Below are 22,813 nucleotides of genomic sequence, written 5' to 3'. Positions count from 1 at the left end.
CAGCACCTGATGATGCAAGGTTGCTCACGAGCCGCTCTCGATATCCTTGATCAGCGCCGCACGCAGCTCTTCCGTGACCACCGGCCGCGCGCCGAACCAGCGCTCGAATCCCGGCACCGCCTGATGCAGGAGCATGCCGAGCCCGTCGGCGGTCTTTAAGTCGCGCAGCCGCGCCGCCTTCAAGATCGGCGTTTCCAGCGGCACGTAGACGATATCGGTGACAACAGCATGATCCGGCAGCGCCGAGAGGTCCGGCAGCGGATCGGCGAACCATTCCGGCAGCTCCGGGTCGCGTGGCGAAATCGGCGCCGTGTTCACCAGGAGGTCGGCGTTACGGTAGAGCGCGGCGCGGTCGTCCTCGCCATGCGCGCTGACGCGCGAGCCGAAGCGCGCCGCCAGATCCTCGGCGCGGGACAGCGTCCGGTTGATCACCCGCACATGGGCAATGCCGCGCTCCAGCAGCGCGTAGACCACGGCCTGCGCCGCGCCGCCGGCACCAATCACCACCGCCGTCTCGGCATCGGCCCATCCCGCCAGCCGCTCGTCGAGATTGGCGGCAAAGCCATAGGCGTCGGTATTGCCGCCGACGAGCGTCCCGCCTTCGAACCACAGCGTGTTCACCGCACCGATCGCCTCGGCGGCCGCGTCGTGCCGTGCCGTAGCCTGGAAGGCGGCGAGCTTGTGCGGGATGGTGACGTTGCCGCCGACAAAGCCGCTCTCCGGCAGCGCGGCCAGGAACTCGTCGATCTCCTCCGGCGGCACGCCGACGCGCCTATAGTCCCCCTTGAGGCCCAGCGTCTTCAGCCAGCGTCCGTGGATCAGCGGCGAGCGCGAATGCCAGACCGGCCATCCCGTGACGAAGGCCTGCGGCCCTTCCGGCAGGGCGCGCGTCTCGGCCGGCTTGAACACCGACCCCTCGCCGCGCGGCAGCACCGCGCCCGGCTCGAGCGGCGTCGGCCTCCAGTCCTCCTCAGCCATCGATCGCACCCCGGGATCGCAGTTCCTTCAGGAGCGGCAGCATCGGCAGGCCGACGATGGTGAAATGATCGCCCTCGATCCGCTCCATCAGCTGGATACCCTCGCGCTCGATCTGATAGGCGCCGACGCTGGTCAGCGCCCGCTCGCCCACCTCAGCCATGAAACGGCCGATGAAGCCGGGATCCAGATGCCGCATCGTGATTTCGGCGACGCCGACATGGCGCCAGACGACCTCGCCATCCAAAGCCAGCACAACGGCGCTGTTGAGGCGATGGGTTTGGCCGGATAGGGCGAGAAGCGTGCGTCGTGCCGCCTCCATGTCGGCCGGCTTATGAAAGATCGTATCGCCCATGGAGAGCGTCTGATCGGCACCGATCACGAGTTCGCCCGGCCGCCGCTCGGAGACGTCCACCGCTTTGGCCTCGGCAAGGATCAGAGCCACGTCCTCCGGATCGGCGCCGCTGTCCTGCAGCGGGGCTTCCAGCGCCCGTTCGTCGAGTTCGGCCGGCTGCACGGCGACGGCAATGCCGGCATCGCGCAGCAACGCCAGGCGCTGCGGGCTGCCGGAGGCGAGAACGAGGCCTTTGGCCATGGGCGCATCCTTAAAGCTTTATTCAGATTCGACATGCTTGATAGCCGGACGAAGCCGATGAGGCCACCGCAGACGCCGGACTCGATTCGCTCAAGGGATGCAAGCGCGATTGCGCTGAGCGCACCGGATTCACCGGGCCCCTGTGGGCTTTTGCGGCGAAGTCGCGGAGCTTGCCCGAAGCTTGCGGCCGGATGCGCAAAACAGCTCGGTCATCCACATCGCGGCGCACGAGGCGCCCTGTCGACTGCACCTGGTCAATATGTGGATGGATCCTGCAACCGCCGCGTTGCCCACTCGCTTGTCCCCAGCCGCGGACATCTGGTTTCTTCGCCTAGAGGCTTGAGGTGAAAGGCGGATCGGCCTTCCTCCCCAATCTTCACGCGATACGCGCTCCGTCTGTGGTAGCGACCGCGGGATCACGGTAAATGGACGCGTAAACAGACCGGCCGGTGAATCCCTGCAATCCACCGAGTCATAGAATCAGAATCCATTTCTTTAAGAATTTCTTTGTTGAAGAGGAGCCTCGAATGGCCAGCGAACAGCGCAGACTTCTTCGAGTGCTGGATGGCGAAAGCCTCACGCCGCCTCCGGTGTGGCTGATGCGCCAGGCTGGTCGCTATCTGCCGGAGTATCGGGAAACGCGAGCGCGAGCCGGGAGTTTCCTCGACCTCTGCTACAATCCGGATCTTGCGGTCGAAGTGACGCTGCAGCCGATCCGCCGTTTCGGCTTCGATGCATCGATCCTCTTCTCCGACATCCTCGTCATCCCGGATGCGCTGGATCGTGATCTGACCTTCGTGCAAGGCGAGGGACCGCAGCTGCGCCCGATTGCGCCGGAGGAGGTTTCCCGCCTCGATCCCAGCCGAGCGGAGACGCATCTGGCACCGGTCATCGAGACGGTGCGGCGCCTGCGGGCCGAGCTGCCCGATGAGACGACGCTGATCGGCTTCTGCGGCGCGCCGTGGACGGTTGCGACCTACATGATCGCCGGCCATGGCACACCCGATCAGGCGCCGGCCCGGCTCTTCGGCTATCGCCATCCGGAAGCGATGGAGCAGCTGCTGACGCTGCTCGCCGAGATGTCGGCCGACTACCTCATCCGGCAGCTCCATGCCGGTGCCGACTGCGTGCAGATCTTCGACTCCTGGGCCGGCGTCCTCGACGAGGCGAGCTTTGCCGCCTATGCCGTGAAGCCGGTGCGCCGCATCGTCGACAAGGTTCGCGCCGCCGTGCCGGGTGCCAAGATCATCGGCTTCCCCAAGGGCGCGGGCGCGCTGCTCGCGGGCTACCGTGCTGCCACGGGCGTCGATGCGGTCGGTCTCGACTGGTCGGTGCCGCTCTCCTTTGCGGCGGAGCTGCAGGCCCAGGGCGCCGTGCAGGGCAATCTCGACCCGCTGCGGCTGATCGCCGGCGGGCGGGCGCTGGAAGAGGGCGTGGAGCGCATCCTGGCAACGCTTGGCCATGGACCGCTGGTCTTCAATCTCGGCCATGGCATCACGCCGGACGCGCCGATCGCCCATGTCGAGGCGCTGCTGCGGCAGATCCGCGGCTGACGGGCAGAGCATCAGCCATGCTCACGCAGCTCCGAGGATGATCACAATAGGTGCCGGCCGCGGCAGAATCGGTGGCGGAACTCTTGGAAGCGTTCCAGCTTCCCGCTAAGCCGATTGCGGCAGGCTCGAAGGTCTGCCGACGGCAGCGCCGACCCGTGGCTGCCGGTGCGTGATGACGGCTACGCCAGTGCCGCAGGGATGCCATCGATGAAGAATGCCGTGATCGCCCTTGTCATCACCGCCGCGGCGGCGCTCGCCCTGTTCCTCTTGGCACCGGAAAGCGCCTATCCCTGGATCAAGGCACTGCATCTGGTGGCGCTGATCTCGTGGATGGCGGGCATGCTGTATCTGCCGCGCCTGTTCGTCTATCATACCGAGGCCGGGCCGGGTTCGCCGCAGTCCGAGACCTTCAAGGTGATGGAGCGCCGGCTCCTCAAGGCGATCATCAATCCCGCGATGGTCGTCACCTGGATCGCCGGACTGTGGCTGGCCATCCGCGGCGGCTGGTTCTCGGGCGGCAATGGCTGGCTCCACGCCAAGATCGCGCTGGTGGTTATCATGTCGGGGATACACGGCTATCTCTCGGCGTCTACACGCCGCTTTGCCAATGATGCGAACAAGCGCTCGTCAAAGCACTGGCGCATCATGAACGAGGTGCCGGCCGTGCTGCTGGTCCTGATCGTCATCCTCGTCGTGGTGAAGCCGTTCTGATCGTTCGGCTTTCACCACTCTGACGGCCCGCCGGGAAGGCGGACGCCTTCCCGCTGAAGACACATAGCCGTCGGGCAGCACGTCATTGATCGGCGGAACGCATCGTGCGGCACTTGCGCGCGCCGAGTGGCAGCCGTATATGCTGTTCATCTATCCCGCCTCAAAGGGTGCAGGCTGATCGCCTCCCCGCTCCAGCGTTGCCGCCGACGAGTTCTCGGCCGAATCGCATTCCTCCCCTGACTGACTGATCAAGACGCCGCCATCCCGCTCGCGACGATCCCGAAAGACCAATCAATGCCCGAAATGAAGCTTCAGGACCTGAAGAACAAGAATGCCGCCGAGCTCGTCGCCTTCGCGGAGGAGAACGAGGTCGAGAACGCCTCCACCATGCGCAAGCAGGAGCTGATGTTCGCGATCCTCAAGCGCCTCGCTGCGCAGGAGATCGAGATCATCGGTGAAGGCGTCGTCGAGATCCTGCAGGACGGCTTCGGCTTCCTGCGCTCACCGGACGCGAACTACCTGCCGGGCCCTGACGATATCTACATCAGCCCTTCGCAGATCCGCCGCTTCTCGCTGAAAACCGGCGACACGGTGGAGGGAACCATCCGGGGTCCCAAGGAGGGCGAACGCTACTTTGCGCTTCTCAAGGTCAACACGATCAACTTCGACGATCCCGAGCGGATCAAGCACAAGAGCCACTTCGACAATCTGACGCCGCTCTATCCGAATGAGCGCTTCAAGATGGAGCTCGAGGTTCCGACCTCGAAGGACCTTTCGGCCCGTGTCATCGACCTGGTGGCGCCGCTCGGCAAGGGTCAGCGCGCGCTGATCGTCGCGCCGCCGCGCACCGGCAAGACGGTGCTCCTGCAGAATATCGCCCACTCCATCACAGCGAACCACCCGGAGTGCTACCTCATCGTTCTCCTGATCGATGAGCGTCCCGAGGAAGTCACGGACATGCAGCGCTCGGTGCGCGGCGAGGTCGTCTCCTCCACCTTCGACGAACCGGCGGTGCGCCACGTCCAGGTCGCCGAGATGGTGATCGAAAAGGCCAAGCGCCTTGTCGAGCATGGCCGCGACGTCGTGATTCTCCTCGACTCCATCACCCGCCTCGGCCGCGCCTACAACACGGTCGTGCCCTCCTCCGGCAAGGTGCTGACGGGCGGCGTCGACGCCAACGCCCTGCAGCGGCCGAAGCGCTTCTTCGGCGCGGCGCGCAACATCGAGGAAGGCGGCTCGCTGACCATCATCGCGACCGCGCTGATCGACACCGGCAGCCGCATGGACGAGGTGATCTTCGAGGAGTTCAAGGGCACCGGTAATTCCGAGATCGTGCTCGACCGCAAGGTGGCGGACAAGCGCATCTTCCCGTCCATGGACATCCTCAAGTCCGGCACCCGCAAGGAGGACCTCCTGGTGCCGCGCCAGGATCTCCAGAAGATCTTCGTGCTGCGCCGCATCCTGTCCCCGATGGGCACGACGGATGCGATCGAGTTCCTCAACGACAAGCTCAAGCAGACCAAGACCAACAGCGACTTCTTCGATTCGATGAACACCTGACGGCGCTGGTCGCCGCACAGGGTTTGACGGCGGTCCGGCAACGGGCCGCCGTTTTCGTTTGAGCGGTGGCGTTGCCAGGGCTATCGGAGAGCTGGAGAGCACGGAGGACGACGGGATGGCGGACTGGCCTGATGCAGTGAACCGGGTGGCAGCGGATGCCACCGCAAAGGGCCTGAAGATTCGCGTCGTGGAAACCGCAACGTCGGCCCGCAGCGCAGAGGAAGCGGCCAAAGCCGTCGGTGCCACCGTCGGGCAGATCGTCAAGTCGCTGGTCTTCAAGGGCGCCACCAGCGGGCGTCCCTATCTCCTGCTTGTCTCCGGCTCGAACCGCGTCGACGAAGCCGCGATGGCCGAGCATCTCGGCGAGGCGGTGACCCGGCCGGATGCCGCATTTGTGCGGGAGGCGACAGGCTTTGCCATTGGCGGCGTCTCGCCTTTTGGAGGAACCAAGGCGATCGACGTCTTCATGGACGTGGATCTGCTGCTCTATGCCACCGTCTGGGCGGCGGCTGGTACGCCGACGCACGTCTTCGAGGTGGTGCCGCTGCAGCTGCGCAGCGCCACCGGCGCGCGCATCGGGCGCGTCGACGGCCGCAAAGACGAGGTTTGAGCTAGAGCGAGCCCTCGGCGAGCGCGGTCGCCAGCGTCTCGGGGCTGGTGATCGGCGGGCGGCAGGCCCGGGCGCGGCAGAGGAAGGCCGCCGGAAGACGCTCCGGTCGCATGGCTGCCAATGGCAACTCCTCCGGCAAAGCCGCCGCGTCCCTGGCGATGAGGTCGAGACGATTCAGATCCAGCGTTCGATTCGCCGCCGAAAGCATTTCGCTCATCCCCGGATTGGACCGGTAGCCGATAATGGCCAGCTCGCTTCCGCGCTGCAGGCGGTCGAGGGCTGCGACCACGGCGGGATGACCGGCCTCACCGCCGGCAATTCGTCCGGCTGCCAATGCGGCCGCCCGTTCGGCTCGTTCGCCGACGACGATGTCGCCGCTCGCCTGCCCGAGGAGGATCAGCGCTTCCAGCACCAACGCCGTGCCTCCGGGGACCGCCTCGTCCTGATCGCCGCGGGGCCGCAGGATCACGTCGGTGGCGTCCAAGGCCGTCATCATGTGGCCCCCCTCGCCATCGCCGTGCCAGCGCTCCAGCTCGTCCGCGAACGCCCGGGCCACGGTGAGATAGCGGGCCTCCAGCGTCGCCTGGAACAAGGCGACTGCTGCAAGGATCAGAGCGCCGTAATCGGCCGACAGTGCGAGGCCCACGGTGCGTCCATCCCGCGTCGCGTGATGCAGGCGCCCATCGACGACGAGCGTCCGCTCGACGAAGGCGAAGGCATTCTTCGCCAAGGCCAGCGCGGATGCATTTCCCGTGGCCGCGGCGACCTCCGCGAGGGCACGGATGGCAAGACCATTCCAGTCCGCCAGGACCTTGTCATCGCGGCCCGGCCGGTGCCTTTCAGCGCGAATCTTCAGAAGCTTGGCCCGATCGTCTGAAAATCGATGGGGCCCGTCGGACGGGCTGTTGGTCAGCCGGTTGAGGATACTCTTGCCCTCCCAATTACCGGCGGACGTGACGTCATAGGCGAGTTTGAAGGGGCCGGCACGCTCCCCAAGAGCTACGTCGATTTCCGTCTCGTGCCAGACATAGAAAGCCCCCTCCTCCGAATGGCCGGCCTCATCGAGACTGTCGGCGTCGAGCGATGCCGCAAGTCCGCCGCCGTCGACCACCATCTCCCGCTCGATCCAGCTAATGGTCTCGTCGATTCGGATGCGGAACAGATCGTCGCCGGTGGCGCGCCAACCCCAGAGGAGATGGCGCAGGAACTGCGCATTGTCGTAAAGCATCTTCTCGAAATGCGGCACCAGCCAGCGGTCGTCGGTTGAATAGCGGTGCAGGCCGCCGCCTAGATGATCATAGATGCCGCCTTCGCAGAGCATCCTCAGCGTCAGGAGGAAGGCGCGTCGATGCGGCTCCGGCCCGTTCGGAAAGGCCGAGCGGGCAAGGATTTCCTGATAGGGCGCGTTCGGAAACTTCGCGGCGCCGCGGATGCCACCGCGCACCGGGTCCATCAATTCGGCAAGACGTTCGGCAACAGGACCAATGACATCGGCTGCGAGTTCGCCCGGCGCGGCCCGGCCGCCGAGGAAAGCGTCCAGACGCTCCGTCATCGCGCCGGCGCTTGATGTCAGCTCGCCGCGGCGCTCGCGCCAGGCCTTGTCGATGGCTTCCATCACCTGCACGAAGCCGGCGCGACCGTAGCGGGGCATCTTCGGGAAATAGGTGCCGCCCCAGAACGGCTGGCCGTCCGGCGTCAGAAACATCGTCATCGGCCAGCCGCCCTGCTCGCCCATGGCATGCAGAGCCGTCATATAGAGATGGTCGATGTCGGGCCGTTCTTCGCGATCCACCTTGATGGGCACGAACAGGCGGTTCATCACCGCCGCAACATCCGGATCCTCGAAGCTCTCATGCGCCATGACATGGCACCAGTGACAAGCGGCATAGCCGACGGAGAGAAGGATCGGGCAGTCACGCCGCTTTGCCTCGGCCAGGGCCTCGGCTGACCACTCCCACCAGTGGACCGGGTTGTCACGGTGCTGCTGGAGATAGGGGCTGACGGCGTTCCCGAGCCGGTTCATCTCAGTCATCGCCGCAGTCCTCTCCGCCGGTGGCACCCGCACGACCTAAGGCGGTGGGCTGGCAGATCGAGTGGCTGCGGCGGCTTTGCCGCGCTAAGAGCTTGGCCATGAACGAGACGATCGCCGCGCTCTCCTCCGGCACCCTGCCCTCCGGTATCGCCGTGCTGCGCGTCAGCGGGCCCGCCGTTGCCGATGTCCTCACCGCACTGGTAGGCGGCGTGCCGGCGCCGCGGCGCGCGAGCTACCGCAGCATCCGTGACGCTGTCGGCGCGCTGATCGACAACGGCGTCGTCCTTTACTTCGATGGTCCAAACAGCGCGACGGGCGAAGACATCGCCGAATTTCACCTGCACGGGGGACGAGCGGTTGTCGCAGCCTGTCTCCAGGCCGTCACCTCCGTTGCGGGGGTGCGTCTGGCCCAAGCCGGCGAGTTCACCCGCCGCGCCTTCGAGAATGGCCGCATCGACCTGACCGCAGCCGAGGGCCTGTCGGATCTTCTGGCGGCCGAGACGGAAGGGCAGCGTCGCCTCGCCCTGGCCGAAGCTGCGGGTGCGCTGCGCATGCGCTTCGACGGGTGGATGCGCCGGCTGACGGACATCCGCGCCGGCATCGAAGCCGCCTTCGACTTTGCCGATGAGGGCGATGTCGGGGAAGATGCGGCGACGCGCAGCGACAGCGCGGTGGCAGCGCTTCTCGCCGAGATGCGGGACGATCTCGCCGGCAGCCACCGGGGCGAGATCATCCGCGAGGGTTATCGTGTCGTTCTTGCCGGGGCTCCGAATGCCGGCAAGTCCAGCCTCCTCAATGCGCTGGCGGGCCGTGACGTCGCCATCGTCACGCCGGTGCCCGGCACCACCCGCGATGTGCTGGAGGTGACGCTTGACCTCGGTGGCCTGCCGGTGCGGATTGCCGACACCGCCGGGCTGCGCGAAACGAGGGATGAGGTCGAGGCGATCGGCATTGAGCGCGCCGAAGCCGCTGTGCGGCAGGCCGATCTCGTCCTTCTCCTGACCGACCTGGCAGATGCCGCTGATGTTGGGACAGCCATGACTCACGTGAAACAGTTGCGTCGGCTGCCCGGTGAGCCGAGTTCGACAGAGGGAGCGACAGAGGTCTTGCTCGTCGAGACCAAGGCTGATCTTGATCCAAGCAGAGTTCCGAGCAGCGGCGACGGGAGCGCAGTCCATCGAATCTCGGCTCTCACCGGGCTCGGCATCGACGCGCTCCTGGCCGATATCAGCCAACGGGCGGAGAGAGCCGCCGGTGCATCCGGATCGTCCATCCCGATCCAGACGCGCCACCGCGCCGTCATCAGCGAGGCTGCCGGTCTTTTGGAAGCCTATCTCGCATCACCGCATATGCCAGCGGAGATCGCCGCGGAAACGCTGCGCCACACCTCGATGGCGCTGGGGCGACTGACGGGCCAGGTCGACGTCGAAGACCTGTTGGACGTGGTGTTTTCGCGCTTTTGCATCGGCAAGTGAACAGGCTCGTACCCGTGAAAGCTGACTCACGTGAAACGCGCGCTTAGACTCGTCCTTGGTGTCTCGCAAAGCGATCCGCCGTGCGGTTGACAGGCGCGCTGCGGCGCGGCTTAACCGAGGGATGATCCCAATCATCGCAACACTGCCGCCGCGCGTCGACGTGGTGGTGATCGGCGGCGGCCATGCCGGCTGCGAGGCCGCAAGCGCGTCAGCGCGCGTTGGCGCGGTTACGCTGCTTGTTACTCATTCCGCCGGCACCATCGGTGCGATGAGCTGCAACCCGGCGATCGGCGGCATCGGCAAGGGCCATCTCGTGCGCGAGATCGATGCGCTGGGTGGCCTCATGGGTGAGGTGGCGGATGCCGCCGGCATCCAGTTCCGACTGCTCAACCGGCGTAAGGGCCCGGCGGTGCGCGGGCCGCGCACACAGGCGGACCGCAAGCTCTACCGCGCGGCGATGCAGGCGGCGATGGCGGCACAGCCTAGCCTCGTCGTTGCGGAGGGCGATGTCGCCGACCTCGCTCTGGACGCCGAGAACCGCATTGCGGGCGTGCTTCTTGCCGATGGGCGGCAGGTCGCCTGCGGTGCGGCCGTACTCACGACCGGCACGTTCCTACGCGGGCTCATTCATATCGGCGAGCGCACTATTCCGGCCGGACGTATCGGCGAGGCGCCGTCCGTCGGTCTGTCCGCAACGCTTGCGCGGCTCGGCGTCAAGCTCGGTCGGCTGAAGACGGGTACGCCGGCGCGGCTCGATGGGCGCAGCATCGACTGGAGCGGCCTCGACCGGCAAAGGCCGGATGATGAGCCGACGCCCTTCTCCTATCTCACGACGGCGATCACCAACCCGCAGATCGACTGCGGCATCACCCGTACCACGCCGGATACGCATCGGATCATTCGGGAAAATCTGTCGCGCTCTGCCCTCTATGGCGGCAGGATCGAAGGAGTCGGCCCGCGCTACTGCCCGTCGATCGAAGACAAGATCGTCAAGTTCGGCGATCGCGAATGTCACCAGATCTTCCTCGAGCCGGAAGGGCTGGATGACGACACGGTCTATCCGAACGGTCTTTCCACCTCGTTGCCTGAAGAGGTTCAGGACGCCTTCCTGCGTTCGATACCGGGTTTGGCGCATGTCCGGATCCTGAAGGCCGGTTACGCCATCGAATATGATCACGTCGATCCGCGCGAGCTGCGGCCGACGCTGGAACTGCGGGCCGCGGAAGGGCTGTTTCTAGCCGGTCAAATCAACGGTACCACCGGCTATGAAGAGGCAGCGGCGCAGGGACTACTGGCCGGGCTCAACGCCGCGCGTCGTTCAGGTGGCTCGGAGCTCATCACCATCGGGCGGTCCGACGCTTATCTCGGCGTGATGGTGGACGATCTCACCCGCACGGGTGTGAGCGAGCCCTACCGCATGTTTACCTCGCGGGCGGAGTTCCGTCTTTCACTGCGGGCCGACAATGCCGATCGGCGGCTGACGCCACAAGCGATCCGCCTCGGCATTGCCGATGCACGGCGCGAGACCGCCTTCCGGATGAGCGAGGCTGCGTTGGCGGCGGCCGAATTGCAGTTGAAATCCCTAGGGGTGACGCCGCCGGAGGCGGCGCGACATGGCTTGGAGGTCAATCAGGACGGGCGGCATCGTTCGGCGTGGCAGCTCCTGTCGCATGAAGGTATCGACATCGAACGCCTTACGCCGGTCTGGCCTGAACTTTCTCTCCTACCGGTATCGATTCGGCATCGTATCGAAATTGAGGCGGCCTATGACGTCTATCTCGATCGCCAGAGGCGAGATCAGGATCGCCTCCGGCGTGACGAGCAGCGGCAAATCCCGGCCGATCTCGACCTGTCGTCCTTGAGCGGCTTGTCGAACGAGCTGCGGCAGAAGCTGCTGGAGCGGCGTCCTAGCACGATCGCCGAGGCGGAGCGTATCGACGGCATGACACCGGCGGCGTTGGCACTCATCCTGGTCGCTCTCCGTCGCAGCGGGCTTGCCGATGCAGCGTAAAGGCTCCGCGTCAAAGCTGCCATCGCGCCAGGAGATGGAGCGCCTGCGGCAGGAAGGCCGCGACGCCTTCATTGCCGCGCACAGTGTTTCACGTGAGACACAGCAGAGGCTCGATCGGTATGTCGAGCTGCTGGTGCAGTGGCAGGCGCATATCAATCTGATCTCACCGGCGACTCTGCCGGAGATCTGGCAGCGGCATGTCGCTGATTCGGCGCAGCTTCATGCCTTGGCGCCGGATGTCAGGCACTGGGTCGATCTTGGGTCCGGCGGCGGCCTTCCCGGCATCGTTGTGGCCATCCTGAATGCCGATCAGGACGGTGCTCGGATCGAGCTCGTCGAAAGCAATGCCAAGAAGGCAGCGTTCCTGCGTACAGCCTTGCGCGAGCTGAACTTGGCGGGAAGCGTTCATGCCACGCGGATCGAAGATGCGGGCGCTGTGATCAGGAGTGCTGAAGCCATCAGCGCCCGTGCACTGGCACCGCTAAGCGAGCTTTTCGAATTGCTGCGGCCGAACCTGCCGCTGTCGGCGCGCTGCTACTTCGCCAAGGGCCGCAATCATGAACAGGAAATCGCGGATGCGGCTGCCCATTGGCGATTCACCATGGTAAAGCATCAATCGGATGCGGCAGCCGGTTCGGTGATCCTCGAGCTCAGCGATATCGAGCCTTTGCCGCGGACGTCACCGTAACGAGGTGCATGCCGAACCGACCGCAGGCATGCAGGGCCTCTCCGGCGGCAGGAGCGAAGCCATGGATGCGCTGGCCAGACGCCCGATGCGCGTGATCACCATCGCCAACCAGAAGGGCGGCGTCGGCAAGACGACGACCGCCATCAATCTGTCGACCGCTCTCGCCGCGATCGGCAAGCGGACGCTGCTGATCGATCTCGACCCCCAGGGCAATGCCTCGACGGGACTCGGCATCGACAAGGACGAGCGCGAGGTCTCCTCCTATGACGTGCTGGTCGAGTCGGCCACGATCAGCGAGGCCGCGATGGCGACCGCCGTGCCGAACCTGTCGGTTGTCCCGTCGACGCTGGATCTGCTCGGCCTCGAGATGGAGATCGCCGGCGCCGCCGGGCGAGCCTACCGCCTTCGCGACGCGCTGCACTTCCATGCGACCGACGAAGCGCAGTTCGACTTCGTGCTGATCGACTGCCCGCCGTCCCTGAACCTTCTGACCGTCAATGCCATGGCGGCGGCGGACTCGATCCTGGTGCCGCTGCAGTGCGAGTTCTTCGCACTCGAGGGTCTCAGCCAGCTGCTGCAGACCGTGGAGCAGGTCCGCGACTCGCTGAACCCGACGCTTGACCTGCACGGCATCGTCCTCACCATGTATGACGGCCGCAACAACCTCGCAGGTCAGGTGGTCAAGGATGTGCGCGCCTTCATGGGCAGCCATGTCTACGACACCATCATCCCGCGCAATGTCCGCGTCTCGGAGGCACCGTCCTTCGGCAAGCCGGCCATTCTCTACGACATGAAATGCTCCGGCAGTCAGGCCTATATCCGCCTGGCTTCGGAAGTGATCCAGCGCGAGCGCCGGCTTGCCGCGGCTTGACCGCAGCGGTGAGGTGACGGACTTGTGGCAACGGAGATCGAGATGAACGAAGACAGATCGCGACAGCGTCTCGGGCGCGGTCTCGCCTCGCTGATCGGTGGTGCCGGGACTGCCCGGCCGGTGCCGGGCTTTGCCTCGGTCGCGCCGGACGAGCCGTCCGTCTCCGCCGACCGCATGGTGCCGCTCAGCCGGATCACGCCGAATCCGAACAACCCCCGCAAGACGTTCGGCGATGCGGAGCTGGCCGATCTCGCCGCCTCGATCGCCGTCCACGGCATTGTGCAGCCGCTCCTGGTCCGTCCCAAGCCTGGTGAAAAGGGTCGCTATGAGATCGTTGCCGGCGAGCGGCGGTTTCGGGCCGCGAAGTTGGCCGGCCTCAACGAGGTTCCCGTCGTCCTGCGCGAGATCGGCGATCGCGAGTCGATCGAGATCGCCATCATCGAGAACGTCCAACGCGCTGACCTCAACCCGATCGAAGAGGCGCTGGGCTATGAGCTGTTGATCGCCGAGCATGGCTACACGCAGGCCGATCTCGCCGATGTGCTCGGCAAGAGCCGCAGCCATGTGGCCAATACGCTGCGCCTCTTGAAGCTGCCGGAAACCGTGCGCGGCATGGTCACCCGCGGCGAACTTTCCGCTGGACATGCGCGCACGGCTGTCTCCGCTGAGGATCCGGAGCGGTTTGCGCAGCAGATCGTCGATGGTGGTTTGTCGGTTCGCGAGGCGGAGACCTTGGCACGGCGCGAGGGTGCCGGAAAAGCGGACGCTCCTGTCGCTTCGGCCGTCGACCAGAACGGGCGATCCAACAGCGCTCGCAAGCCACGGCCTGCCTCCTCAGCGACGAAGGACGAGGACACGCAGGCGCTGGAGCAGCTGCTGTCGGGGTCGCTCGGCATGCCGGTTGCGATCACCTGGACATCGACCGGCGGTTCGTTGCGGATCGACTACTCCGATCTGTCGCAGCTCGACGAGTTGTGCCGCTTACTGAAAGCGAGGCGCGACCCGCAGGATGGTCCACGAATCCGCAGCCTCTAGCTCGATTCGCATCCGCAACAATGTGTGTGCTGAGATCACCGGGACTGCGACGCCTGCCGCCGTCATTCGTGTGATCCACGCTGTGACTCACGTGTGACAGCGCCTGGCCGTAGGGCGTCGGTACCCGTTGTCTCAACTCTTGTCAGTTGCTGCGTGGTCCCGGCCGCACACGCGCCTTCGCAGCGTCTACAGCCATAGCCAGTAGCAGCTGCCGCGTGATGGTCATGGCCAGCGCGCTCTCGCGGCGGCTAGCGAGAATGTCGGCTTCGATCCGCCGCAGCGCTGCGCCGATCGCGGCCAGCGTCCAGGTGCCGAGCGCGGCTTCCATCGCTGCCTTACGGCGGAAGTGCGGACGGCGACGCTCGACCATACGTCCCACGGTCTCGTTGCCGAGCTCGATAGCCTCGCGCATCGTCTGCAGCTGCTGGAAATAGCGCAAGAGCGCCTGCTGCATCTGGAACAAGGGCGTTCCCGCCGAGACGAGGCGATCGATGAGGTTCGGCAGCTTGCGCACCTCGCCGCTCACGGCCGCATCGATCATCTCGTCCAGCGTCTCGGCGGAGACATCGCCGACGATCGCCTCGACATCCTCCTCGGTGATACGGCTGGCGCCATAGGCATAGAGGCAGAGCTTGCGCACTTCGCCGCGCGAGGCAAGCCGGTTGGCGCCGAGGCGTGAGCGCAGCGCCTCACGAGCGTCGCGGTCAATGGTCAGGCCGCTCGCTCTCAGCTCCTCGTCGATCATCTGGTCGACTGCCCTGCCCTCGTCCTGGTAGCAAGGCAGCGCCATCGAGGCCCTGCCCCGCTCGGTATGGATGCGCAGGGCTGCATTCTTCTTGAGATCGCCGGCCTCGATGATCACGGTCGCGTCCTGCGGCGGCTCGGCCCCGAGTTCGGCAACCGCATCCGCCAAGGCCTTGCCGGCACCGGCACCGCGGATCCGGACCAAACGGCGACCGCCGAAGAGGGAGACGGTGCGGACCTCGTCGAAGAGCCGGCCGATGTCCTTCTCCAACTCGTCGGCTGCAAGCGCTACCGTGGAAAAAGGATCGGTGAGATCGACGCCGGACTGCGCCGCGATTTTGTTGGCGCGCTCGGAGACGAGGCCGGGATCGGGGCCATAGAGCAGCACAACGGGAAAGCTCGTGTCGGGCCGCGACAGGAATGCCTCGACCTCGCTCGCCTTCTTCTGTGCCATCACGATCTCCGGCAGGACGCATCCGCCAACCGGCGGAGGCGGATGTCCGACAGGCCGGCCGTCAGCGCCCGGTCAGACACCAGCCTTGCGCAGTGCCGCGGCGACGGCGAGTTCGATCTTGGCGGCGACTTCCTCGCCCGCCTGCTGGCGGGCGTCGAGAATGGCGCGTTCGGCAGCAAAGAGCTGCGCCGTGCGGTCGAACGGCACGATCGAGAAGCGAGTGCCCTTGTCGACCACCGTCCGGTTCGACAGGCGCACCAGCTGGTATGTGACGGTGATCTTGTAGAGGCTGGCGCTCGGGATGCCCGATCCCGCCTCGATCGAGACGGTGCTTTCCGTGCCGGTGCCGACATAACGCAATTCGTAGATCGGATTGGTGACGGGCACGCCGCCGTTCAGGCGAAACAGCACCTCGTTGCGGAAGATCTGCGACGTGCGGTCATCTGCGGCGACGACGGCGATCTTGCCGCGAAGGGCGGCCAGGCCGGAGACGGCGCTACCATCCGGCGCGATCTGGTTGCTGCCATAGAGCGGGCCGCTGGTGCAGCCGGGAAGGACGCCTGCAGCGGCGAGCAAGGCAAAGGCCGCAAGGGCGGTGGTGCGACCCCGATCAAACGACGACATTGACGATTCTCCCGGGGACCACGACCACACGCTTCGGCGTTGCGCCGGCAAGCACCGCCTGCACGACGTCGAGCGCCAGGACGGCAGCTTCCACCTCAGATTGGCTGGCGGTCACCGATACCGTCAAGTCGCCACGCTTCTTGCCGTTGATCTGGATCGGCAATGTGACACTGTCCTGACGCAGCAACGCGTCATCGGCCTTCGGCCAGGCGGCGGCTGCCGCAAGCCCGTCTTCGCCGAGAACCTGCCAGCACTCCTCGGCAAGATGCGGCATCATCGGCGCGATCAGCCGGACGAGGATCGTCAGCGCCTCGCGCGCAGCCGCACGATCGGCCGCCGGACCATCGGTCGACAACGCCCCAAGCGGCCCGGATAGAGCGTTGACGAGCTCGTAGATGCGAGCAACCGCCTTGTTGAAGGCGAGCCGCTCGATGTCGTCGGAGACGCCGGCCGCCGCCTGATGCGCTGCGCGGCGCAGGGCATCGGCGGTCTCGCCGCCTGCGGCACCATCAGATGATCCGAGCTTGGGTGCCGTCTCGGAGACGAGCCGCCACAGGCGCTGCACGAAGCGGTGCGCACCTTCGACGCCGGCCTCGGTCCAGATCACGTCGCGGTCGGGCGGCGAGTCGGAGAGCATGAACCAGCGCGCCGTGTCGGCACCGTAGGAGGCGATGATGTCGGAGGGGTCGACGACGTTCTTCTTCGACTTCGACATCTTCTCGATGGCGCCGATCTCGAGCGCCGCGTTGTCGGCGATGCGCGTCGCCGTGCGTTTACCCTCCGCTTCGTCGATCCTCACCTCGGCCGGCGGCACCCATTCGCGCCCGAGCCGATAGGTCTCGTGCACGACCATGCCTTGCGTGAAGAGGCCGCGGAACGGCTCTGAGAGGTCGAGATGGCCGCAGGCCCGCATGCCGCGGATGAAGAAGCGAGAATAAAGGAGGTGCAGGATCGCATGCTCGATGCCGCCGATATACTGGTCCACCGGCAGCCAGGCATTGGCGGCCTGCGGGTCGGTCGGCTCCTCGGCATGCGGCGCGGTGAAGCGCGCGAAGTACCACGAGGAATCCACGAACGTGTCCATCGTGTCGGTTTCGCGGAGCGCCGCGCCGCCGCAGCGCGGGCAGGTGGCCTGCCGCCAGGTCGGGTGCCGGTCGAGCGGATTGCCCGGCTTGTCGAAGTCGATATCGTCCGGAAGTTTGACGGGCAGGTTCTCGCGCGCTTCCGGCACGACGCCGCAGGCCTCGCAATGGAGAACCGGGATCGGGCAGCCCCAGTAGCGCTGGCGCGAGATGCCCCAGTCGCGCAGCCGGAAGTTGGTCTCGCGTCGGCCCCAGCCATCGCGCTCGAACTGCGCGAGCGACTTGTCCATCGCCTCCTGGCAGGTCTGCAGCGTGTCCGGCGCACCGGCCCACCTGATATAGCGAACTTCCTGCGTCTTCGGCGGCACGAAGGCGGTGTCCGTCACCGTCTCCCCGGTGTCCGCCGGCACGAAGACGTCGATCACCGGCAGGCCGTATTTGCGGGCGAAGTCGAGGTCGCGCTGGTCATGCGCCGGGCAGCCGATGATGGCGCCGGTGCCGTAGTCCATCAGCACGAAATTGGCGATGAAGAGCGGCAGCTGCCAGTTCGGATCGGCGGGGTGCGTGACCTTGATGCCGGTGTCCAGCCCCAGCTTCTCGGCCGTATCGATCTCCTCCTGCGAGGTGCCGATGCGCCGGCACTCCTCGACGAAGGCAGCGACCTTCGGATCGCTCGCGGCGAGTGTCTTCGCCAGCGGGTGGTCGGCGGCAACGGCCGCGAAGGTCGGGCCGAACATCGTATCGGCGCGCGTGGTGAAGACCGGCAGACGGTCGAAACCCTCCGGCGCGCCGACAAGGCCGAATTCGAAGGAAAGTCCCTCCGACTTGCCGATCCAGTTGCGCTGCATCAGTCGCACCTTGTCCGGCCAGCCCGGCAGAGCGTCGAGCGCGGTCAGGAGATCGTCGGCGAAGTCGGTGATCTTGAAGAACCACTGGGTGAGCTCGCGTTGCTCCACCTCGGCGCCGGAGCGCCAGCCCTTGCCGTCGATCACCTGCTCGTTGGCAAGCACCGTCTGGTCCACAGGATCCCAATTGACCTTGGACTTGCGGCGGTAGGCGAGGCCCTTCTCCAGGAAATCCAGGAAGAGCATCTGCTGGCGGTGGTAGTATTCGACGTCGCAGGTCGCGAATTCGCGGGACCAGTCGAGCGACAGGCCCATCGACTTCAGCTGGCCGCGCATGGTCGCGATGTTCTCGTAGGTCCAGTCGCGCGGATGCACCTTGTTCTGCATCGCGGCGTTCTCGGCCGGCATGCCGAAGGCGTCCCAGCCCATCGGATGCAGGACGTTGAAGCCCTTGGCACGGCGATAGCGGGCCACGACGTCGCCCATCGCGTAATTGCGCACATGGCCCATATGGATGCGCCCCGAGGGATAGGGGAACATCTCGAGGACGTAGTATTTCTCGCCCGGCGCGTCGGTCGCGGTTTCGAACAGGCGGGCCTCGTCCCAGGCCTTCTGCCAGCGCGGTTCGCTGGCGCGGGGATTGTAGCGTTCGGTGGCCATGCTGGGCGGTCGTCTCTGCGTAAAGCGTGACGGGAAGGCGCTGGGGATGCGCGAAGGCGTCGGCAGCGTTGACTTATGATCGGGCGCCCTGTTCACCACGGCGGGGGCGCGAAATCAACCGAAACGCGCGGCGTTGCCTGGACCGCAGCCCATTCGGCCCGTGCCGGGCCGATACGGCAGGCTCGCAGCTGCACAGCGCCAGCTGCATCCGCCACAGAGCTGGTTAACCTATAAACAGCTCCAGCGTGGCAAGATCGCTCGAAATCGCGTTGATTACCGCCATCCACGTCCGAGAAGACGGCCGAAGTGGGATGAAGCCATGATTGTAAATCTACAATACATGCGCGGCATCGCAGCGCTGATGGTCGTCCTGTACCACGCTACCGAAAATGCGGCGCGGCTCGGCACCAACCAGTTGACGCAGCTGACCGCCGGTGCCGCCGGCGTCGACATCTTCTTCGTCATTTCCGGCTTCATCATGTGGGTCACGACGTCAGGGCGTGACATCGGCAGCGGCGAGTTCATGCGCCGCCGCCTCATCCGCATCCTGCCGCTCTACTGGGCAGCGACGCTGGCGCTTGCCGCGCTTGCCATACTCGTGCCGCAGCTCCTGAAATCAACGACCTTTGAGCTGCAGCATTTCCTTGGCTCGCTGTTCTTCGTCCCCGTCGAGCGTCCTTTGACGGGCGGCTACTTTCCGGTGGTGTTCGTCGGCTGGACGCTGAACTACGAGATGGCGTTCTACCTGCTCTTCGCCGTCAGCCTGCTCCTGCCCGAGCGGCACCGAGCCTGGCCGCTTGTGGCCGTGCTGGTGGCAGCGGCTGCAGCCGGTGCGCTGCTCGAACCAGCCGGGCTCGCCGGCTTCTACACCCGTCCGCTGATTCTCGAATTTGGCGCCGGCGTCTTGATCGGCGTGCTCTACACCTCACGCATCGCCGTGCCGCGCGTCGTATCACTGGCGAGCTTCCTCGTCGGCCTCGCGCTGCTGGCAGCACTCTGCATGAGCGAGGGCGGCATCCTGATCGCCGGACCGATGGCGGCCCTCTTGGTCTTCGGCGCGGTGAATCTCGAGAAGAGCAGCCGGCCGTGGCGCATCGCGCCGCTCTACGTCCTCGGTAACGCCTCCTACGCGATCTACCTGACGCACATCGTCACCATTCCGCTGTGCCAGACGCTGTGGCGGCTGGCCGGGCTCTCGGCGGACGGCTGGCATGGCCTCCTTTATGTCGCCGTCACCATCACGGCTTCGGCTGTCGTCGGTATCGCGACCTACTATCTGTTCGAACTCCCGGTCGATGGACTGCTGCGCCGGCCGCGGGAGACGCTCGCCGGACTGCGCGCCATGCCGCGCCGTCTGGCGGGTCGCGGCGATGGCGTCGCACGCAGCCTCTCCGCTCCGTCGCGCTGACGCCGGACGATACGACCTCTGCCCGCTGGACGGCGGGTGCGGGCGCAGATGCGTTGACTTCCAGCGCGCCGCCCTGTTCACCACCGGCATGGGACGGCCGGCGGAACGACACGTCCGCGAACGCATCGGCAGAATGGGCACGGCATCGCGATGAGCGCAGTAGAGCAGTGGCAGGATGTCCGCAGCCGCATCGAGGCGACGGAGCGCGAGACTAGGCGGCAGCGCGGCAGCGTAGAGCTCGTTGCGGTCTCGAAGACCTATGACGCCGAAGCGATCAGGCCGGTGCTCGAGGCGGGACAGCGTATATTCGGCGAAAACCGCGTGCAGGAGGCGCAGGGCAAATGGCCGGCGCTGAAGGCGGACTATCCGGATCTTGAGCTGCGGCTGATCGGTCCGCTGCAGTCCAACAAGGCCGCCGACGCGGTGGCGCTGTTCGACGTCATTGAGACGGTGGACCGCGAGAAGATCGCTCGCGAGCTTGCCAAGGAGATGAAGAAGCAGGGGCGCACGCCGCGGCTCTATGTGCAGGTCAACACCGGCGAGGAGCCGCAGAAGGCCGGCATTGCGCCGCGCGAGGCCGGAGCCTTCGTCCAGCACTGCCGCGACGCGCTCGGCCTTTCCATCGAGGGGCTGATGTGCATCCCGCCTGCCGAGGAGAATCCGGGTCCGCACTTCGCGCTGCTCGCGAAGATCGCCGCGGAAGCCGGGGTCGGACGATTGTCGATGGGCATGTCCGGCGACTACGAGACAGCGATCGCGTTCGGTGCCACCAGTGTGCGCGTCGGCTCCGCCATCTTCGGTGCGCGCCCGCCGCTCGGCCGGCCGGCGGCTTGATAGCCGGCTTAGCATCGGCCTTCCGCGTGGACAGATCGCTGGTGCGCGCCATCTTCCGGTCGCGTGCCACCAGGAAGCCCTGCCCGTGCCATTCGATGTGCCGACCTCCACGCTTGCCGCTCGCACGACCCTCGTCGCCGGTATCGTGCTCGCCATGGCCGTCGGCATCTTCCTGTTCTGGACGGCCGCCTCGTCGTTCTTCCTGATCTTCGGCGGGCTGCTGCTCGCCTCTATATTCGATGCGCTGTCCCGCCCGCTTCAGCGGCTCGGTCTGCCGCGGTGGGCCGCGCTTCTCCTCGTCATTCTCGTTCTCGCCGTGCTGCTCGCCGGCGGTACCGCCTATGGCGGCATGGCGCTCGTGCAGGAGGTGCGCGACCTCAGCGGCCAGATCGGCGGCCAGGTGGAGCGGCTGCGTGGCTGGGCGGCTGATGCCGGGCTTCCGGTCGGCGACGGCCAGATGCAACTCGACCAGTTGCTGCCGGGCTCGGGACGCGTCGTCTCGAGGGCCTCGGAAGCGGGGCTGGCCTTTCTCGGCGGGCTCGGCAATGTTGCCGTGCTCATCTTCATCGCCGTGTTCGTGGCCTGGCAGCCCGGCCTCTACAAGCGCGGGCTGGTGAGCCTGTTTCCGAAGGCCAAGCGGCCTCGCATTGCCGAAACCCTGGACGACGCGCACCGCAGGCTCATCCTGTGGGTCGCGGGCGCGGCAATCTCCATGCTGACGATCTTCCTCGTGTCCCTGCTCGGCCTCTGGCTGATCGGCATGCCCGGCGCCTTTCTGCTCGCCCTTCAGGCTGGGCTACTCGCCTTTATCCCCACCATCGGGCCTGTCGTGGCGGGCGTGCCCATCATTCTCGCCGGGCTCGCCCAGAGCCCAACGATGGCGCTATGGGGCCTTGGCGTCTACCTTCTGATCCAGGGCATCGAGAGCAACGTCACCGCGCCGATCGCCCAGCGCTGGACCTCGGCGCTGCCGCCGGCGCTGACGCTCGGAGCGCAGCTCGTCTTCGGCGCGCTGTTCGGCCTTGTGGGGGTGATCCTTGCCGTTCCGGCGTTGGCGGTCATCATGGTCTTCGTGGAGGAGCTCTACGTCAAGGACACGCTCGGCGGGCCTGTGCCGGCGCCTTCAGGCGGCGACTGACGAACGCCCGTGTTCTCGGGCCGCTCAGGCGGAAACCGTCACTTCGGCGGCTCGATCGCGCGGCGGCGCTGCAGCCACAGGGCGAGCGCCCAGCACACCATCGCCCAGGCCGCGCCGATGCACCATCCGGCGAGCACATCCGTCGGCCAGTGGACGCCGAGATAGACGCGGCTGATGCCGACGAGGAGCGTCAGCGCGATCGCCACCGACATGGCAAAGATCTTGACCCGCCGCTCGCCTTCGACGCGCATCAGAAGCGTGCCGATGGTGAGATAGGTGACGGCCGACAGCATGGCGTGGCCGCTCGGAAAGCTGGCGGTGAAGACGGTCGTCGAATGCGGCACGAGATCCGGCCGCGCCCGGGCGAACAGCGTCTTCAGGATCGTGCTGAGGACCTGGCCGCCGGCGATGGCCAGGATCAGGAACAGCGCCGCGCCGCCCTGGCGTCGGATCAGGAGGTAGCCGAGGACGATCAGCAGCACCAAGGCAAGAACCGCGAAGCTGCCGAGGGCGGTGACGTCGCGCGCCATTTCCTCGAACCAGGGTGGGCCGATCGGATCGGCGAGGTTGGCCGGGTCGCGGAAGAGAAGAAGCAGGGTCCGGTCGAGCTTCTCGGCGCTGCCTTCGAACACCTCTTCGGCGATGCTGCCGAAGATCCACAGGCCGGAGGCCGCCACGAAGAGGGCGATCACCAGCTCCAGCTCGCCGGACGTCCAGCGGAAAACGGAGCGGAGGAGGCCGGTTCGTGGCTGCGATGTGTTCTCGGGCACGGGGACCTCTGCAACTGGACTAAAAGGCGGGCAGAGCCCGTCGCCGGCGGGCGAGAACGGCCGGCGCGCCGAAGATAGGGTCGGATGAACCGATCGCGAGTCCCAGCCGGCGCCGACATCGCGCTCGTCTCGCATTTT

19 protein-coding genes are annotated in these 22,813 nt (G+C 66.3%); 12 read left to right on the top strand and 7 right to left on the bottom strand.

Going from position 1 to position 22,813, the window contains the following annotated elements:
• Positions 1–24: 24 nt before the first annotated feature.
• The gene (locus C0R46_RS09325) at positions 25–882 is read right to left on the bottom strand and encodes a shikimate dehydrogenase (RefSeq protein WP_245413538.1); all 858 of its coding nucleotides are present in this window, start codon (positions 880–882) and stop codon (positions 25–27) included.
• A gap of 88 nt (positions 883–970) precedes the next feature.
• Positions 971–1,570 (bottom strand): Maf-like protein, encoded by a 600-nt coding sequence (locus tag C0R46_RS09320; protein ID WP_102959360.1) that lies wholly within the window; start codon positions 1,568–1,570, stop codon positions 971–973.
• A 527-nt stretch (positions 1,571–2,097) separates the two neighbouring features.
• Between C0R46_RS09320 and hemE the strand changes: the two genes are divergently transcribed.
• From hemE to C0R46_RS09300, 4 genes are all read left to right on the top strand, one after another.
• Positions 2,098–3,123, top strand: coding sequence for a uroporphyrinogen decarboxylase (hemE, locus tag C0R46_RS09315; protein WP_102959359.1), 1,026 nt, complete (start codon positions 2,098–2,100; stop codon positions 3,121–3,123).
• A 207-nt stretch (positions 3,124–3,330) separates the two neighbouring features.
• Positions 3,331–3,834, top strand: a complete 504-nt coding sequence (hemJ, locus tag C0R46_RS09310) for a protoporphyrinogen oxidase HemJ (protein WP_102959358.1) — start codon at positions 3,331–3,333, stop codon at positions 3,832–3,834.
• Between the two features lie 294 nt (positions 3,835–4,128).
• Entirely contained in the window at positions 4,129–5,394 is a 1,266-nt protein-coding gene (rho, locus tag C0R46_RS09305; protein ID WP_102959357.1) for a transcription termination factor Rho, read from the top strand.
• A gap of 115 nt (positions 5,395–5,509) precedes the next feature.
• Complete coding sequence (locus C0R46_RS09300) at positions 5,510–6,004, top strand: YbaK/EbsC family protein (protein WP_102959356.1); 495 nt, start codon at positions 5,510–5,512, stop codon at positions 6,002–6,004.
• Between the two features lies 1 nt (position 6,005).
• Here C0R46_RS09300 and C0R46_RS09295 read toward each other — a convergent pair whose 3' ends face one another.
• Complete coding sequence (locus C0R46_RS09295) at positions 6,006–8,036, bottom strand: thioredoxin domain-containing protein (protein ID WP_102959355.1); 2,031 nt, start codon at positions 8,034–8,036, stop codon at positions 6,006–6,008.
• A gap of 98 nt (positions 8,037–8,134) precedes the next feature.
• On the opposite strand from C0R46_RS09295, the gene mnmE reads away from it, so the two are divergent.
• The 5 genes from mnmE (at position 8,135) to C0R46_RS09270 (ending at position 14,116) form a co-directional block, all read left to right on the top strand.
• A complete protein-coding gene (mnmE, locus tag C0R46_RS09290; protein ID WP_102959354.1) occupies positions 8,135–9,511 on the top strand; it encodes a tRNA uridine-5-carboxymethylaminomethyl(34) synthesis GTPase MnmE in 1,377 nt (458 codons plus the stop codon).
• A 121-nt stretch (positions 9,512–9,632) separates the two neighbouring features.
• Complete coding sequence (mnmG, locus tag C0R46_RS09285) at positions 9,633–11,522, top strand: tRNA uridine-5-carboxymethylaminomethyl(34) synthesis enzyme MnmG (protein WP_102959353.1); 1,890 nt, start codon at positions 9,633–9,635, stop codon at positions 11,520–11,522.
• A 34-nt stretch (positions 11,523–11,556) separates the two neighbouring features.
• Positions 11,557–12,210 (top strand): 16S rRNA (guanine(527)-N(7))-methyltransferase RsmG, encoded by a 654-nt coding sequence (rsmG, locus tag C0R46_RS09280; protein ID WP_102959352.1) that lies wholly within the window; start codon positions 11,557–11,559, stop codon positions 12,208–12,210.
• An 85-nt stretch (positions 12,211–12,295) separates the two neighbouring features.
• Entirely contained in the window at positions 12,296–13,081 is a 786-nt protein-coding gene (locus C0R46_RS09275; protein WP_102959742.1) for a ParA family protein, read from the top strand.
• Between the two features lie 42 nt (positions 13,082–13,123).
• Positions 13,124–14,116 (top strand): ParB/RepB/Spo0J family partition protein, encoded by a 993-nt coding sequence (locus tag C0R46_RS09270; RefSeq protein WP_102959351.1) that lies wholly within the window; start codon positions 13,124–13,126, stop codon positions 14,114–14,116.
• A 142-nt stretch (positions 14,117–14,258) separates the two neighbouring features.
• Here C0R46_RS09270 and holA read toward each other — a convergent pair whose 3' ends face one another.
• The 3 genes from holA to leuS all read right to left on the bottom strand — a co-directional run bounded on the left by holA (position 14,259) and on the right by leuS (position 18,525).
• Positions 14,259–15,314, bottom strand: a complete 1,056-nt coding sequence (holA, locus tag C0R46_RS09265) for a DNA polymerase III subunit delta (RefSeq protein WP_102959350.1) — start codon at positions 15,312–15,314, stop codon at positions 14,259–14,261.
• A 72-nt stretch (positions 15,315–15,386) separates the two neighbouring features.
• On the bottom strand, positions 15,387–15,938 hold the full coding sequence (locus C0R46_RS09260) for a hypothetical protein (protein WP_102959349.1): 552 nt from the start codon (positions 15,936–15,938) through the stop codon (positions 15,387–15,389).
• Positions 15,925–18,525 (bottom strand): leucine--tRNA ligase, encoded by a 2,601-nt coding sequence (gene leuS / locus C0R46_RS09255; RefSeq protein ID WP_102959348.1) that lies wholly within the window; start codon positions 18,523–18,525, stop codon positions 15,925–15,927. Before leuS ends, C0R46_RS09260 begins: the two co-directional genes overlap by 14 nt.
• Before the next feature lie 319 nt (positions 18,526–18,844).
• On the opposite strand from leuS, the gene C0R46_RS09250 reads away from it, so the two are divergent.
• The 3 genes from C0R46_RS09250 (at position 18,845) to C0R46_RS09240 (ending at position 21,905) form a co-directional block, all read left to right on the top strand.
• The gene (locus tag C0R46_RS09250; protein ID WP_102959347.1) at positions 18,845–19,933 is read left to right on the top strand and encodes an acyltransferase family protein; all 1,089 of its coding nucleotides are present in this window, start codon (positions 18,845–18,847) and stop codon (positions 19,931–19,933) included.
• A gap of 150 nt (positions 19,934–20,083) precedes the next feature.
• Positions 20,084–20,767, top strand: coding sequence for a YggS family pyridoxal phosphate-dependent enzyme (locus C0R46_RS09245; protein ID WP_102959346.1), 684 nt, complete (start codon positions 20,084–20,086; stop codon positions 20,765–20,767).
• Positions 20,768–20,852: 85 nt separating this feature from the next.
• A complete protein-coding gene (locus C0R46_RS09240) occupies positions 20,853–21,905 on the top strand; it encodes an AI-2E family transporter (protein ID WP_157944607.1) in 1,053 nt (350 codons plus the stop codon).
• Positions 21,906–21,943: 38 nt separating this feature from the next.
• Here C0R46_RS09240 and C0R46_RS09235 read toward each other — a convergent pair whose 3' ends face one another.
• Positions 21,944–22,675: a phosphatase PAP2 family protein gene (locus C0R46_RS09235; protein WP_245413502.1), complete on the bottom strand. Its 732-nt coding sequence runs from the start codon at positions 22,673–22,675 to the stop codon at positions 21,944–21,946.
• Positions 22,676–22,813: the final 138 nt, after the last annotated feature.

The organism is Mangrovicella endophytica (assembly GCF_002893625.1).
Taxonomy (GTDB): Bacteria; Pseudomonadota; Alphaproteobacteria; order Rhizobiales; family Rhizobiaceae; genus Mangrovicella; species Mangrovicella endophytica.
The sequence above is the reverse complement of the archived record's forward strand: the minus strand, read 5'-3'. Positions and strand labels throughout refer to the sequence as shown.